The organism is uncultured Flavobacterium sp., from assembly GCF_937967675.1.
Lineage (GTDB): Bacteria > Bacteroidota > Bacteroidia > Flavobacteriales > Flavobacteriaceae > Flavobacterium.
In genome coordinates this window covers 1-13,683 of sequence record NZ_CALBSN010000161.1, presented here as the reverse complement: position 1 = coordinate 13,683, position 13,683 = coordinate 1, and the positions used below count along the sequence as shown (strand labels likewise).

At 31.6% G+C, this 13,683-nt stretch carries 16 protein-coding genes and 1 riboswitch; of the genes, 10 read left to right on the top strand and 6 right to left on the bottom strand.

The features are described 5' to 3' along the window. The 5 genes from Q0075_RS10830 to Q0075_RS10810 form a co-directional block, all read left to right on the top strand. Positions 1-692: geranylgeranylglyceryl/heptaprenylglyceryl phosphate synthase (locus tag Q0075_RS10830; RefSeq protein ID WP_297869520.1), on the top strand; the 692-nt coding region annotated here is incomplete at its 5' end. Further along, on the top strand, positions 689-1,303 hold the full coding sequence (pnuC, locus tag Q0075_RS10825; protein WP_297869519.1) for a nicotinamide riboside transporter PnuC: 615 nt from the start codon (positions 689-691) through the stop codon (positions 1,301-1,303). The genes Q0075_RS10830 and pnuC, both read left to right, overlap by 4 nt. Further along, a complete protein-coding gene (locus tag Q0075_RS10820) occupies positions 1,273-2,808 on the top strand; it encodes a DUF4301 family protein (protein WP_297869518.1) in 1,536 nt (511 codons plus the stop codon). Before pnuC ends, Q0075_RS10820 begins: the two co-directional genes overlap by 31 nt. Continuing rightward, a complete protein-coding gene (gene arfB / locus Q0075_RS10815) occupies positions 2,801-3,202 on the top strand; it encodes an alternative ribosome rescue aminoacyl-tRNA hydrolase ArfB (RefSeq protein ID WP_297869517.1) in 402 nt (133 codons plus the stop codon). Before Q0075_RS10820 ends, arfB begins: the two co-directional genes overlap by 8 nt. Before the next feature lie 88 nt (positions 3,203-3,290). Next, positions 3,291-3,386, top strand: a riboswitch (TPP riboswitch). 82 nt (positions 3,387-3,468) lie between these two features. Then, entirely contained in the window at positions 3,469-5,652 is a 2,184-nt protein-coding gene (locus Q0075_RS10810; protein ID WP_297869516.1) for a TonB-dependent receptor, read from the top strand. A 56-nt stretch (positions 5,653-5,708) separates the two neighbouring features. On the opposite strand, the gene Q0075_RS10805 is transcribed toward Q0075_RS10810, so the two are convergent. After that, positions 5,709-6,131 carry a hypothetical protein gene (locus Q0075_RS10805; RefSeq protein WP_291109742.1) on the bottom strand — a complete coding sequence of 141 codons (423 nt, stop codon included), beginning with the start codon at positions 6,129-6,131 and terminating at the stop codon, positions 5,709-5,711. Positions 6,132-6,286: 155 nt separating this feature from the next. Here Q0075_RS10805 and greA point away from each other — a divergent pair, with 155 nt between their 5' ends. After that, positions 6,287-6,763, top strand: coding sequence for a transcription elongation factor GreA (gene greA / locus Q0075_RS10800; protein ID WP_291109740.1), 477 nt, complete (start codon positions 6,287-6,289; stop codon positions 6,761-6,763). Between the two features lie 10 nt (positions 6,764-6,773). Then, positions 6,774-7,163, top strand: a complete 390-nt coding sequence (locus Q0075_RS10795; RefSeq protein ID WP_291109738.1) for an HIT family protein — start codon at positions 6,774-6,776, stop codon at positions 7,161-7,163. A 29-nt stretch (positions 7,164-7,192) separates the two neighbouring features. Here the strand turns inward: Q0075_RS10795 and Q0075_RS10790 are convergent, their stop codons facing one another. Next, a complete protein-coding gene (locus Q0075_RS10790; RefSeq protein ID WP_297869515.1) occupies positions 7,193-8,341 on the bottom strand; it encodes a HAMP domain-containing sensor histidine kinase in 1,149 nt (382 codons plus the stop codon). Positions 8,342-8,479: 138 nt separating this feature from the next. Here Q0075_RS10790 and Q0075_RS10785 point away from each other — a divergent pair, with 138 nt between their 5' ends. After that, positions 8,480-9,355: a flavin reductase family protein gene (locus Q0075_RS10785; RefSeq protein WP_297869514.1), complete on the top strand. Its 876-nt coding sequence runs from the start codon at positions 8,480-8,482 to the stop codon at positions 9,353-9,355. Positions 9,356-9,366: 11 nt separating this feature from the next. After that, on the top strand, positions 9,367-9,756 hold the full coding sequence (locus Q0075_RS10780) for a DUF3127 domain-containing protein (RefSeq protein WP_297869513.1): 390 nt from the start codon (positions 9,367-9,369) through the stop codon (positions 9,754-9,756). Between the two features lie 176 nt (positions 9,757-9,932). Here the strand turns inward: Q0075_RS10780 and Q0075_RS10775 are convergent, their stop codons facing one another. Beyond that, positions 9,933-10,970, bottom strand: a complete 1,038-nt coding sequence (locus tag Q0075_RS10775) for an IS110 family transposase (protein WP_297869512.1) — start codon at positions 10,968-10,970, stop codon at positions 9,933-9,935. Between the two features lie 422 nt (positions 10,971-11,392). Between Q0075_RS10775 and aat the strand changes: the two genes are divergently transcribed. Continuing rightward, the gene (gene aat, locus Q0075_RS10770) at positions 11,393-12,028 is read left to right on the top strand and encodes a leucyl/phenylalanyl-tRNA--protein transferase (protein ID WP_297869511.1); all 636 of its coding nucleotides are present in this window, start codon (positions 11,393-11,395) and stop codon (positions 12,026-12,028) included. On the opposite strand, the gene Q0075_RS10765 is transcribed toward aat, so the two are convergent. From Q0075_RS10765 to Q0075_RS10755, 3 genes are read right to left on the bottom strand one after another with little or no spacing between them, the layout of a single operon-like run. Then, positions 12,025-12,237 (bottom strand): VF530 family protein, encoded by a 213-nt coding sequence (locus Q0075_RS10765; RefSeq protein WP_366798470.1) that lies wholly within the window; start codon positions 12,235-12,237, stop codon positions 12,025-12,027. The genes aat and Q0075_RS10765 overlap by 4 nt on opposite strands. A gap of 4 nt (positions 12,238-12,241) precedes the next feature. Continuing rightward, positions 12,242-12,802, bottom strand: coding sequence for a DNA-3-methyladenine glycosylase I (locus Q0075_RS10760; RefSeq protein ID WP_297869509.1), 561 nt, complete (start codon positions 12,800-12,802; stop codon positions 12,242-12,244). Next, positions 12,792-13,451 (bottom strand): queuosine precursor transporter, encoded by a 660-nt coding sequence (locus Q0075_RS10755; RefSeq protein ID WP_297869508.1) that lies wholly within the window; start codon positions 13,449-13,451, stop codon positions 12,792-12,794. Before Q0075_RS10755 ends, Q0075_RS10760 begins: the two co-directional genes overlap by 11 nt. Between the last annotated feature and the right edge of the window lie 232 nt (positions 13,452-13,683).

The window sequence follows — 13,683 nt, the reverse complement described above, 5'->3', positions numbered from 1 at the left end:
TTCAAGCTAAAAAAGACAATCGAAAACTATTGGCTATTCTTATCGATCCAGAAAAGGTTTCGATAGAAAAAGTTTCGGTTTTGTCTGATAAAATTAAGGCTTCACCGGCAACTCACATCTTTGTAGGAGGAAGTACTTTTAGCGGAACGCATTTAGATGAGTTGATTGCATTATTAAAAAAAGAAACGCAATTACCCGTTTTAATTTTTCCAGGTCATCCTTCCCAAATTTCCAATGAAGCTGATGGAATTCTGTTTCTAAGTCTACTTTCTGGAAGAAATCCAGAGTATTTGATTGAGCATCATATTAATTCGGTTGAAGCGTTAGAAAAATCGAATTTGGAAATCATCCCAACAGGTTATTTGCTTATCGATGGTGGAAAAGAAACCGCTGTTCAACGCATAAGTCAAACCCAACCGATTGAAAATAACAATATCGAATTAGCTTATAAAACAGCAAAAGCTGGTGAATTTTTAGGTAAAAAGTTGATTTATTTAGAAGCGGGAAGCGGTGCTAATCAACACGTTTCATTAGATATGATTCGTTTTGTATCACAAAATATTCAAATTCCATTGATTGTGGGCGGAGGTATTCGTTCTATGCAAACGATTCGAGATGTGTATGAAGCAGGTGTTGATTTAGTTGTTATTGGAACTGCTTTTGAAAATGATAGTAACTTCTTTTCGATATGATAGAGTTTTTATTTTCTCAGTATAAAGAGTATCCCAACTATTTAATTGCATTGGAATTAATTGCTGTTGTATTTGGAGTTATCAGTGTTTTGTTTGCTCGAAAAAATAATATTTTAGTATACCCAACCGGTTTAGTAAGTACGATTCTATACGTTTATATTTTGTTTGAATTTCAACTGTATGGCGATTTAATCATTAATGGTTACTATTCCATAATGAGTGTTTTGGGTTGGTATTTATGGTCCAAAACAAAAGATGGTCATGAAGAATTTCCTATTTCAACTATAAATCGGAAAGAATTTCTGATTTCAACGCTAATTTTTACAATTACCTTAACGTTTGTTGTAGTAGTTTACCATTTTTTTGATAAATTTACCCATTGGACAGCGCATGTTGACGCACTCACCACAGGATTATTTTTTGTAGGGATGTGGCTAATGGCTAAAAGAAAAATCGAAAACTGGATTTTATGGATAATTGCAGATGTAATATCGGTTCCTTTGTACTTTTATAAAGGATTGACCTTTTCGAGTTTTCAATTTATACTGTTTACGATTATTGCTATTTTAGGCTATAAAGAATGGAAAAGATTTTCACAGAAGACGATTTAATATACATACATAACAGAGGGAACTCAATAGAAAAAATTCAACAACAGTTGGATTTTTTTATCCAAGGGCTTCCCAATGTTAATTTAGTTCGATCCGCAAAAGTGGGCGATGGTATTTGGCAATTTTCTAAAGAAGAAGTAGCCGTTTTTGTAAATTATTTTGATAAATACAAGAAAAATTATTCGATTGAAAAGTTTGTGCCTGCTTCTGGAGCTGCTACTCGTATGTTCAAATTTTTGAATGAATTTTTGAATGAGTTTGATGCTGATAATGATACTATCAATAGTTACATCAACAAACAAAACGCTAAAGATATTTCGATTTTTATTTTCGGATTGAAAAACTTTCCTTTTTACAGAGAATTGAAAGAAAAAACGATTCAATTATATCCTAATTATTATGACTTATCCAGTGATATAAAATACTACATCTTAATAAAGACGTTGTTAAGTAAAGAAGGATTAGATTATGCTAATAAACCAAAAGGCATCTTGCCTTTTCATGTTAGAGATGAGAAAATCATAACGCCTATTGAAGAAAATATTTTTGAAACTGAATTTTTCAAGAAGGAAAATCAAAAAACGAAAATTCATTTTACCATAAATAAAGAATTTCAACTTGATTTTGAGAAAATTACTGATCAATTTTCAGAATGTGAAATAAGCTATTCTTATCAAAATCAATCTACTGATACTTTGGCAGTTAATCATGATAATACGCCGTTTCGAATAGAAGACAATAAATTGTTTTTTAGACCCGGCGGACACGGTGCATTGATTGATAATTTAAATGCGTTACAATCGGATATAATTTATATAAAAAATATAGATAACGTATCTCAAAACCATAGAATTGCAATCGAAACAAATAAAAAGTTATTAGGAGGTGTTTTAATTTGGATGCAGTATAAGATTTTTAATTATCTTAAGTTGCTTTCAAGTGGAAATGTAACCGAAAATCAAATTAATGAGATTAAGGATTTTGCAGAAAAAAAAATGGCTTTTCCGTTGCAAGAGGAATTCAATTTTTTTCAATCTGATTACAAAGTGGAATATCTTATTAAGGTGTTAAATCGTCCGATTCGAGTTTGTGGAATGGTAAAAAATGAAGGGGAATCAGGAGGTGGGCCATTTTGGGTACAAGATGAAAAAGGACGTCAAACTTTACAAATTGTTGAATCTTCTCAGATAGATTTGAATAATTCATCGCAAAAAAATATTGCTAAAGAGGCTACGCATTTTAATCCAGTAGATATTGTTTGTGGTGTAAAGAATTTTAAAGGGGAAAAGTTTGATTTAACTCAGTTTGTTGATCCAAGAACAGCTTTTATAACAGAAAAAACAAAACACGGAAAATCAATTAAGGCTCTAGAATTACCTGGATTATGGAATGGCGCTATGGCAAAATGGACCACTATTTTTGTTGAGGTTCCGTTAGAAACTTTCAATCCAGTTAAAACGGTAAATGATTTACTAAAATCGTCACATCAACCTGATAATGGATAAATCAATAATAGCATCTGAGTTTTCATTTAAAGCGGTAAGAAGTAGCGGTGCAGGAGGACAAAATGTAAATAAAGTGTCTTCTAAAGTTGTTTTGTTTTTTGATTTAATCAATTCAAAAGGAATAACTGAAGAGAAAAAAATATTGTTGCAAGCGAAAATCGCAACTAAATTAAATCAGGAAGGAATTCTTATTTTAACCAGCGAAGAAGACAGAAGTCAACTGAAAAATAAAGAAAAAGTCATTAAAAAATGTTTTAAGTTACTCGAAAGTGCTTTGATTGTTCCAAAAGAGCGAAAAGAAACTAAAATTCCAAGATCAGTAAAAGAAAAACGCCTGAATGCTAAAAAAGTAATGAGTGTTTTAAAACAAAACAGAAAAAAACCAAATTTTTAAAAGTTCAAGAGCAAGTTCAAAATCAATATAAAAAAGGTTGAAATTGAAATTGTTCTTGTAATTGTCATAGATATTGCCTTATCTTTGCCCCGTCTCAAAGGGGTGCTCTAAATAACGAGCTGAGATCATACCCATAGAACCTAGAACAGATAATGCTGTTTAGGGAATTGACAAAAGTAAATGTGCACGTTTACTGGCGTCAAAGAGTATCAAAATTAATTTTAACCAAGGAATAATTGCCCCTTTTATTCGTATTTATTTTACGAATGAAAACTTTATTCAAAAAAAATGGCTTATTGCCAAAAACAAAAAGTCGCTATTTTAGTTGTCTTTTACCCTTTATCTTTTGCCTTTTACCTTTTGCCTCTTTCTCCCAAGAAACTAAGAAAGACACTACAAAAGTTACCGAACTTAAAGAAGTAACCGTTTCGTCTGTTAGAGCAAAAGACAAAAATCCAATTACGTACACGAATGTTTCTAAGGAAGAAATTGCACCACGAAATTTGGGTCAAGATGTGCCGGTTTTGTTGCAATATTTGCCTTCTGTGGTAAGTACAACCGATGCCGGAAATGGAGTAGGTTATACGTATATGAGAGTTCGTGGCTCCGATGGTTCTCGAATTAACGTTACCTTAAACGGAGTTCCTTTTAATGATAGCGAAAGTCAAGGAACGTTTTTTGTGAATTTACCTGATTTTGCTTCGTCATTAGAAAGTGTTCAGTTGCAACGAGGAGTAGGAACTTCAACGAATGGTGCAGGGGCTTTTGGCGCAAGTTTAAACATGGCAACCAAATCGTATCAAGAAAAAGCATATGCTGAAATTGCAAATTCTTTCGGAAGTTTTAATACGAGAAAGCATACTTTGGCTTTTGGAACAGGATTGCACAATAATTTCGAAATAAACGGGAGAATTTCCAACATTGCTTCAGATGGATTTATCGATAGAGCTACTTCTAATATGTTTGGTTATTTTTTTAATGCTAATTATGTGAGGGAGTCTACTTTGATTAAGTTTTTAGCTTTTGGAGGAAAAGAAAAAACGTATCAAGCTTGGTACGGTACCGAGGATTTAAACGGAAGTAGAACCTTCAATCCTGCCGGAATGTATTTTGATGAATTCGGCAACATGAAATTCTACAATAATGAAACCGATAATTATTGGCAAAACCATTTTCAATTGCATTGGACAGAAAAATGGTCGGATAAATGGATTTCAAATGCAGCATTACATTACACCATAGGAAAAGGTTATTTCGAGCAATACAAAGAAGACGAAGATTTAACCGATTATAATTTGCCTGCTTTTAACGGAAATTCAATTTCTGATTTGGTAAGAAAACGTTGGTTAGATAATGATTTCTTTGGAGCTACTTTTTCATTAAACTATAGAGATGAAAAGACCGATTTGTTATTTGGAGGAGCAGCCAATCGCTATTTAGGATTGCATTATGGAGAAGTAGTTTGGACACAAAATTATATTCCAAATCCAAATCGCTATTATGATAATTATGGAAACAAAGATGATGTAAATTTCTATACAAAAGCATCATACAACGTAACTAACAAGTTGAATTTATTCGCCGATTTACAATACAGAATGGTTTTTTATGATGCAACAAGTGTAAAATTTGATGCCGTTAATGACACCTTCAGATTTTTCAATCCAAAAGCGGGTTTAAATTTTAAATTAGATGATAAAAACGCATTTTATGGTTATTTTGGAATTGCTAATAAAGAACCACGACGAGATGATTACGAAAGTGGTGCCGTCAAACCTGAGCGATTGTTTGATTATGAATTGGGATGGAAATACAATTCTAAAAAAGTAAAATTAGCTGCAAATGCATTTTATATGCGCTATAACAATCAATTGGTTATGACAGGAGCACTAAACGATGTAGGTTCGCCAATTTTTACAAACAGTGGAAAAAGTTACAGATTAGGTTTAGAAGTAGAATCAACAATTGCTTTAACAAATAAATTAATTTTAAACCCGAATTTCACATTAAGTCAAAATAAGAATGAGGATTTTTATTATGAAATTAATGGAGTAGTTCAGAATTTAGGAAATACTAATATCGCATTTTCGCCTAATTTTATTTTCGGAAATAGGTTTACTTACTTGCTAGTTAAAGGATTACAATTGTCATTATTGTCAAAATTTGTTGGAGAACAATATATGGGAAATATCGATTCAGAAAATTCTATATTGGATAGTTATTTCATTAATGATTTTAATGCTTCTTACGATTGGCAAATCAATAAAGGAATTAAATCGATTGTTTTTTCAGCATTGGTAAATAATGTTTTTGATGTAAAATATGAATCGAACGGGTATTTCTATACGTATGATGATGATTCCTCAGGTAGTACAATTACTTATGGAGGCGCGGGTTATTATCCTCAAGCAGGAATTAATTTTCTTCTTGGGTTGAGTTTAAAATTTTAGTTAAATTAATTTAAGTTGAAAAAAGCCTGAAAGTTCAAATTTTCAGGCTTTTTTTGTTAGTTATAAACACGAAGTGAAACTTCACTTATTTGCTCTACTCGATATCGTTTCATGGGATATTGCATGCCTTGAGACTGCCCTGAAAATAAACTATAGCGTTTGTTGTCACATGAACAAATAGCATCAATACCACTCAATGTCATTGTAGAACAAGAGGCTAGAGCTTGATTTGGACAAGCTGCATCATAAGCTACATATCCACTACCTGTATTAAAAACGATAATTCCTCTAATACCTTGTCCAGCTGAATTAATATATACGGCGTTAGCAGGACTTAATAAATTACTAAATTGAGGCAAACCCATATTTATATTTAAGTTCACAGGGTAATTTGGTAAATAAGGGTTGTTGTTTTGAAAATCTTCTTTGTCACATCCAAAAAATAAAGGGATGAAAAGAAGATAAATATATTTTTTCATATTGGTTTTTGTTTTCATTTGTAAAACAAATTTAATTAATTACTTTTGACTAAACATTACGTTATTACTTAAATTAATATTAAAAATATTTATTATCTTTGTGAAAAGAATCCCATGCATGTGGGATTCTTTCTATTTATATAAACAATGAAGTTATGAGTACAGTATCTTATTACACAGCAGAAGGATTAAAAAAATTAAGAGAAGAATTAGATCAACTTAAGAGCATAGAACGTCCAAAAGCATCTCAAGCAATTGCAGAAGCCAGAGATAAAGGAGATTTGTCTGAAAATGCAGAATATGATGCGGCTAAAGAGGCGCAAGGTTTATTAGAAATGCGCATTGCTAAAATGGAAGAGTTAGTAGCAAATGCTCGTTTAATAGATGAATCGCAATTGGATTTGTCAAAAGTATTAGTATTGTCTACTGTTAAGATTAAAAATCAAGCTAATGGTATGGAAATGAAGTACACATTAGTAGCTGAAAGCGAAGCGGATTTAAAATCAGGAAAAATTTCTGTAACTTCTCCTATTGGGAAAGGGTTATTAGGAAAATCAGTGGGTGAAATTGCTGAAATTAATGTTCCAAATGGAGTTTTAAAAGTGGAGATTTTAGAAATTTCAAGAGATTAACAAGATTAAAATGGCAAGTATTTTTACCAAAATAGTAAATGGAGAAATTCCATGTTATAAAATAGCTGAAGATAACAATTACGTGGCTTTTTTAGATGTAAATCCGAATGCTAAAGGACACACACTATGTATTCCAAAGCAAGAGATTAACAAAATCTTTGATATGGAAGAAGATCATTATTTAGGTTTAATGAAGTTCTCTCGAAAAGTAGCCAAAGCCCTTGAAAAATCAGTAGATTGTAAACGAATAGGAGTTGCGGTTGTAGGATTAGAAGTGCCCCACGTTCATGTACATCTAATTCCACTTCAAGAGATGGATGATATGCGTTTTCAAAGAAAAACTAGTTTAACACCAGAAGAATTTCAAGAATTAGCCAAGCAAATAGCTTCCAACTTATAAAAATTAATCCCGATTCATTCGGGATTTTTTTATGCTGTTTTGTAACTAATCTGAATTGTAGTTCCTTTTCCAATTTCAGAATGAGCCACTTTTATTTTTCCTTTATGGTATTCTTGTACAATCCGCTTAGTCAACGACAACCCTAATCCCCAACCTCTTTTTTTCGTTGTAAATCCAGGTTCGAAAACTTTAGTAAATTGGTTTTTTGGAATTCCTTTTCCCGTATCGGTAATATTGATTTTTATCATATCTTCTAATTCTGAGATAACAATATTCAAACTGCCTTTCCCTTTCATGGCATCAATTCCATTTTTAACTAAATTTTCAACTGTCCAACTGTGTAATGCGGGATTAATATCAACATAAATGGGGTGATCGGGTGCATTAAAAGAAAAAATAACTTGTTGAGAAACACGGGTTTGTAAGTAATCGATGGTATTTTTCGTATCTTCAATAATATCACGTTTTTCTAAAACTGGTTCGCTTCCTATTTTTGAAAATCTGTCGGTTATCGTTTGTAAGCGGTTAATGTCTTTTTCTATTTCGATTATTGTACTTTCATCAATGTTTTCCAATTTTAAAAATTCCAACCATCCAATTAAAGAAGACAAAGGTGTTCCTATTTGATGTGCTGTTTCCTTTGCCATTCCAGCCCAAAGTTTATTTTGTGTTGCCATTTTGGTTGCGCGATAAAAATTATAGACAACAGCACCAAATAAAATTATAATCAACAATAAAGCAACAGGATAATATTTCAATTTGTTTAATAAAGGGGAATTCCCATAATAGACTAACTGATAACTTTTCTCGGAAAGTTGCATTTTTATGGGTTGGTTGTCGTTTTTAATTGAGTTAAAATATTTTTTTAACGCTGTAGTGTCATTTGCAATAGCTTCATCAATATTGTTGTGACTTATAATGGAATCTTTGCTATCCGTAACAATCATTGGTATTGTAGTATTGTTTTGGATAATTTGAAAGGGTAATTCAATATCTGTAAATTCATTGGCATTAGCTAAAGTTTTTTGTGCACTTGCCCAAAACTCCATTTTTGCTCGTTCTTCGTTTTTGAAAATCTGAAAAAAGTTATAGGTATTCCAAAGTATTAAAACTACAATGAAAAAAGAAGCTATTATAATAAACCAACGCGTAAGATTTCGTCTTTCTGAAAACTGCATGTATTCGTATTTGAAGTAAAAATACTAAAATCCTTTTTAATTTGATGTTTATTCTTGTATTTGCTTTTGATTTTTGTCCCAAAAATTTTGGGATTGAAATTGCCTTTGTTCTTGTTATCTTTGTAAAAAAGTTTCAACATGTTAAGCATCGATCCAAAAGAAATAGCGCCAGCAAAATTACAAGGCTATTTGCAAAGTGCCGTAGCACCAAGACCTATCGCTTTTGCAAGTACTTTAGATAGTAATGGAAATCCAAATTTATCGCCATTCAGTTTTTTTAATGTATTTAGCTCAAATCCACCAATTTTAATTTTTTCACCAGCAAGACGTGTTCGCGATAATACAGTTAAACATACTTTAATTAATGCTCAAAGTACAAAAGAAGTAGTCGTTAATGTGGTGAATTATGATATTGTAGAGCAGATGTCCTTATCAAGTACCGAATATCCAGACGGTGTAAATGAGTTTGAAAAGGCCGGATTTACAATGCTAAAATCAGATAAAGTAAAACCGTTTCGTGTAGCAGAAAGTCCGGTGCAATTTGAATGTAAGATTAATGATGTGATTGCATTAGGTGACCAAGGAGGTGCAGGCAATTTAGTGATTTGCGAAGTAGTAAAAATTCACATCAACGAAGCTATTTTAGATGCCAACGGAATGATTGATCAATACAAAATCGACTTAGTTGCCCGAATGGGAGCTAATTGGTACAGTCGTTCAAATGTAGGCATGTTTGAAGTGGAAAAACCGCTAACTACTTTAGGAATTGGAGTTGATAGTATTCCAGATTTTATTAAAGAAAGTGGTTATTTTACAGGGAATGATTTAGCAAGATTAGGAAATATAGAAAATATTCCAACCGAAGAAGAAATTGCTATATTTGTAAAAGAAAATTTTGAAGTCAAAGCCGTTTTAAGTGCTGATGATTTGGATACAAAATTTCAAAAAGCAAAAGAGTATGTAGATAATGGAAGAGCCGTTGATGCTTGGAAATTGTTATTAGCAAAAAAATAAATTTTAGTATTATGGAAGTTTTAGGAAGAGTAAAAGTTATCAATCCAGTTCAACAAGTAAGTGCGTCTTTTAAAAAGAGAGAACTTGTTGTTACTACAGAGGAGCAATATCCACAACATATTTTAATCGAGTTTACACAAGACAAAACCGATTTGTTAAACAATTATAATGTTGGTGAACAAGTTAAAGTTTCTATCAATTTAAGAGGTAGAGAATGGGTGAATCCACAAGGAGAAACTAAATATTTTAATTCTATACAAGGTTGGAGAATTGAAAAAGCACAAGCAGAAGTTCCTGCTGCAGCAGCATCGGCACCTCAAATGCCACCAATGCCACCAGCAGCAGCTTTTGAACCAGCAACCAACTTTAACGAAGAAGAACACGACGATTTACCTTTCTAAAAGTTAGAAGTTGGAAGATGGAAGTCAGAAGTTTAAGTGATACTTGAATTTCTGGCTTTTTTATTGAACTTGAAATTTTTTAACATATAAGATTCTGTGTTGATTTCAAATTTAAATCTTAATTTTTATTACTTTTGTTTTTCAAGACAGTCATTGAACTAGTCTCTATAGCGTGTTTAAACCATTTGTGTTTGCGCGCTATTTTTTGTTATATATTCTTTATCATACACTGTCTCATTTTTGAATAATATATAAATAAGTTCAAGTATTTTTCTCTGAACAGCGACTAATGCTTTCATTTTAATTCCGTTCTTTGATATGAGCCTAGCGTAAATATTTTTAAAATTTTCGTCCCATTTTACTGCTGTTAAAGAAGGTAAATGCATTGACTTTCTTAGATTTCTATTTCCTTTTTTTGATATTCTAGGTTTTCCTTTTACGGAAGTACCTGATTGCTTTTCTTTTACATCCAGACCTGCATAGCTTGATAATTGTGATTTATTTCTAATTAGTTCAAATCCGTTTGTTTCAGCTAAAACAATAACAGCTGTCAGTTCTCCAACTCCTGGTATAGTTGTTATATTATTTAGGACTTGTTTTAAATCAGGATCTTTACTTACTATATCTGTTATATCAGCTTTAATTTCTTTTTCCTGTGAATTTAAAAATCGTATTCTTGCTTGCATTCTTTCTAAACTTTTTTGATTAGGCTCTGACTCTGTCTTTTCGGCATGGATTTGATTTTTAATAACACTTCTTTCTTGAACTATTTGATCCCTTTCTCTTGTAAGTTGCTGCAACTCTTTGTAAATACTTTTAGGTTTAGCCCATTTATCTAATTTTCGTTCTAATCCAAATTGGGCAATGGCTTGTGAACAACTTTTATCTGTAATGGTTTTTAATTCTAATGTTCTGATGTAGTTGCTTATTTTATTAGGCAATACAATACTTATCTCACATCCATTATCCACTAAATAATAAGCAAGCTTTTGATGATAAACCCCTGTAGCTTCCATTACATATCGAACAGGTACTTCATAATCAGTTAACTTATTCACCCAATCAACTAATAATTTAACCCCTGAATCATTGTTTTTAAAAACTTTATAACTAAACAATTCTATTGAAAAATCGTCTAACATACGACCTAAGGTAACTACTAATTCTTTTTGTGCAACGTCAATTCCCGCTACTTGCTTTACTACTTTTCTCATCATTACTTTTGTTTAAAATTTAATCATAAAGTGATGAATCTTCCTTCGTCTTTTCTCCTGATTGGATATTCTGGATATTAAGATTCTCTTAATTCCTTACATTCTGTTCAGACTCTAAAAGATAAAAAGAAATGAGGTAATTTCTTATATTCAATGTGCTTCATAGAGCTATTTGTCATTTAACTTACTCTCATCTCTTTTCACTTTATTAATGCAAATTTAAAAATCATAACAACTTATAAATTAACTTTGCAAACATAGGAGTCATATAAGTTTTTAAAGGCGAATATCCCATATTAATAAAGTTCATTTTAAGATTTTTAAAATTATTTTAATTTCTTAAATCTGTGTTCCTAAAATTGATTTTATCTCGAATCTTTAATTTTGAATTTGTAATTGAACTTGAATTTGATTTTTGAATAATGTACTATTTAACTAAAGAACTTTTCTTTCCACCAGTTGAAACCGCTTCTCCAGAAGGAATTGTTGCAGTAGGAGGTGATTTATCTCCAGAGCGATTGGTGTTAGCTTATAATTCAGGAATATTTCCTTGGTTTGAAGATGATGAACCTATTTTATGGTGGAGTCCGCCAGAGCGAATGGTTTTGTTTTTCGAAGACTTAAAGATTTCAAAAAGTATGCGAAATATCATCAATCAAAGAAAGTTCAAAGTTACTTTTAATACTGCATTCAGAGAAGTAATCCTAAATTGCAAAAATATATCCAGAAAAGATCAGCCTGGCACTTGGATTACCGATAATATGGTAGAAGTGTATTGCAAACTTCACGAATTAGGCATAGCAAAAAGTGTTGAGGTTTGGCAAGATGATGAATTAGTAGGCGGTTTATATGGCGTTGATTTAGGTCATATTTTTTGTGGTGAAAGTATGTTTTCTAAAGTTTCAAATGCCAGTAAAATGGCTTTCGTCGCTTTGGCGAAACAATTAGAAATGGCTAATTATTGCTTGTTAGATTGCCAAGTATATAATGATCACTTGGCTAGTTTAGGCTGTGTAGAAATTGAAAGAGAAGATTTTTTGATGGTGTTGAAGGGTTAAAACTTTGACAACGTTCTCACATACAATTCTTCTATTTTTTTTCTAGCCCAATCTGTTTTTCTTAAGAATTTTAGACTTGAATTTACAGATGGATTTTCCTTAAAACATTTGATGTTTATTAATTCGGCTAAGGTGTCAAAGCCGTAGAAATTTACTAATTGTTCTACAATTTCCTTTAAAGGTTTTCCGTGAAGTGGGTCGTTGCTCATTTTTTTATTTTCTTGTAAAACATTCCATAATGTGATCATTTACCATTCCAGTAGCTTGCATATGAGCGTACATAACGGTTGAGCCTACAAATTTGAATCCGCGTTTTTTTAAATCTTTGCTCAAGGCATCTGATATAGGAGTAGTTGCAGGAACATCTTTTAATGTTTGGGGTTGGTTATCGATGGGTTTGCCTTCTACAAATCCCCAAATGTATTTGGAAAAACTACCAAATTCTTCCTGCACTTTTATATAAGCTTGCGCATTAGTAACCGTTGCTTTGATTTTTAGCTTGTTTCTGATAATTCCAGCATCTTCAGCCAATTCTGCCATTTTTTCTTCTGAATAATTAGCGATTTTTATCAAGTCGAAATTATCAAATGCTTTTCTGAAATTTTCTCTTTTTGCCAAAACAGTATACCAACTCAATCCCGCCTGGAACGTTTCCAAAATCAAAAATTCGAAAATAGTTTCATCATCATAAACCGGTTTTCCCCATTCATTATCATGGTAATTGCGGTATAAATCATCTTTTTCGCACCAAGCGCATCTTAGTTTAGTTTCCATTTTTTTCAGTTCCTAAATAGTTATCAATTAAATAATGACCTAAATATATCAAAGGAGTCAATCCAATAGCAATTATTAATTTCATAAAATAACCTGTAAAAGCTGAGGCTACAAACGTTTCTCCATTTATTTTTCCAGGTAACCAAAAGGCAATTCCTAACACAATAAAACTGTCAAATAATTGAGAAATCACGGTAGAGCCTGTACTTCTTAGCCAAATCATTTTTTTGCCAGTTCTGTTTTTTACAAAATGGAAAATGGTAACATCAATTAATTGGGAAACTAAAAATGCGGTGATGCTTCCCACAATAATCCACATACTCTGACCAAAAACCGCATTAAATTGTTCATCCGAAATTAATCCATCGCCTTTTACTGCGGGAATGTTGAGTCCAATTAACAACAAAAAAAAGGTGTAAGCAATTAAGCCTGCGGTAATAAAAGAGAGTTTTTTTACGCCTTTTTCGCCAAAATATTCGTTGATTAAATCGGTGGTAATAAAAACTACGGGCCAAGGTAAAATACCTAAACTCATTACGGTATCACCTACATAAATTAATTTTCCGCCAATTAGTTCTGCAACTAATGCATTGGTGATGAAAATTCCCGCTAATACAACATATATTATGTCTTTTTTTCTGTGAAACATTGCAATATTTTTATCAAAAATAGCTGAATTATGTCATAAAAAAAACTTCAACCCGAAGATTGAAGTTTTTATATGTATTTGAATTAGGTAGATTAACCTAAAGCAACAAAGCACAAATATTTAATTGTTTTTTACTTACAATTTTTTAGCATTGTATTAAGAAAATTTATTCATATTTTAACCCGTAGTGCATTATAAAAAAAGTTGCTCAAAACACTAAAAATTAGTACAT

Excerpts from the sequence above, each read along its gene's own strand:
- pnuC (WP_297869519.1), top strand. The coding sequence starts at position 689 with ATGATAGAGTTTTTATTTTCTCAGTATAAAGAGTATCCCAACTATTTA.
- Q0075_RS10820 (WP_297869518.1), top strand. The coding sequence starts at position 1,273 with ATGGAAAAGATTTTCACAGAAGACGATTTAATATACATACATAACAGA.
- arfB (WP_297869517.1), top strand. The coding sequence starts at position 2,801 with ATGGATAAATCAATAATAGCATCTGAGTTTTCATTTAAAGCGGTAAGA.
- Q0075_RS10810 (WP_297869516.1), top strand. The coding sequence starts at position 3,469 with ATGAAAACTTTATTCAAAAAAAATGGCTTATTGCCAAAAACAAAAAGT.
- Q0075_RS10805 (WP_291109742.1), bottom strand. The coding sequence starts at position 6,131 with ATGAAAAAATATATTTATCTTCTTTTCATCCCTTTATTTTTTGGATGT.
- greA (WP_291109740.1), top strand. The coding sequence starts at position 6,287 with ATGAGTACAGTATCTTATTACACAGCAGAAGGATTAAAAAAATTAAGA.
- Q0075_RS10795 (WP_291109738.1), top strand. The coding sequence starts at position 6,774 with ATGGCAAGTATTTTTACCAAAATAGTAAATGGAGAAATTCCATGTTAT.
- Q0075_RS10790 (WP_297869515.1), bottom strand. The coding sequence starts at position 8,341 with ATGCAGTTTTCAGAAAGACGAAATCTTACGCGTTGGTTTATTATAATA.
- Q0075_RS10785 (WP_297869514.1), top strand. The coding sequence starts at position 8,480 with ATGTTAAGCATCGATCCAAAAGAAATAGCGCCAGCAAAATTACAAGGC.
- Q0075_RS10780 (WP_297869513.1), top strand. The coding sequence starts at position 9,367 with ATGGAAGTTTTAGGAAGAGTAAAAGTTATCAATCCAGTTCAACAAGTA.
- Q0075_RS10775 (WP_297869512.1), bottom strand. The coding sequence starts at position 10,970 with ATGAGAAAAGTAGTAAAGCAAGTAGCGGGAATTGACGTTGCACAAAAA.
- aat (WP_297869511.1), top strand. The coding sequence starts at position 11,393 with ATGTACTATTTAACTAAAGAACTTTTCTTTCCACCAGTTGAAACCGCT.
- Q0075_RS10765 (WP_366798470.1), bottom strand. The coding sequence starts at position 12,237 with ATGAGCAACGACCCACTTCACGGAAAACCTTTAAAGGAAATTGTAGAA.
- Q0075_RS10760 (WP_297869509.1), bottom strand. The coding sequence starts at position 12,802 with ATGGAAACTAAACTAAGATGCGCTTGGTGCGAAAAAGATGATTTATAC.
- Q0075_RS10755 (WP_297869508.1), bottom strand. The coding sequence starts at position 13,451 with ATGTTTCACAGAAAAAAAGACATAATATATGTTGTATTAGCGGGAATT.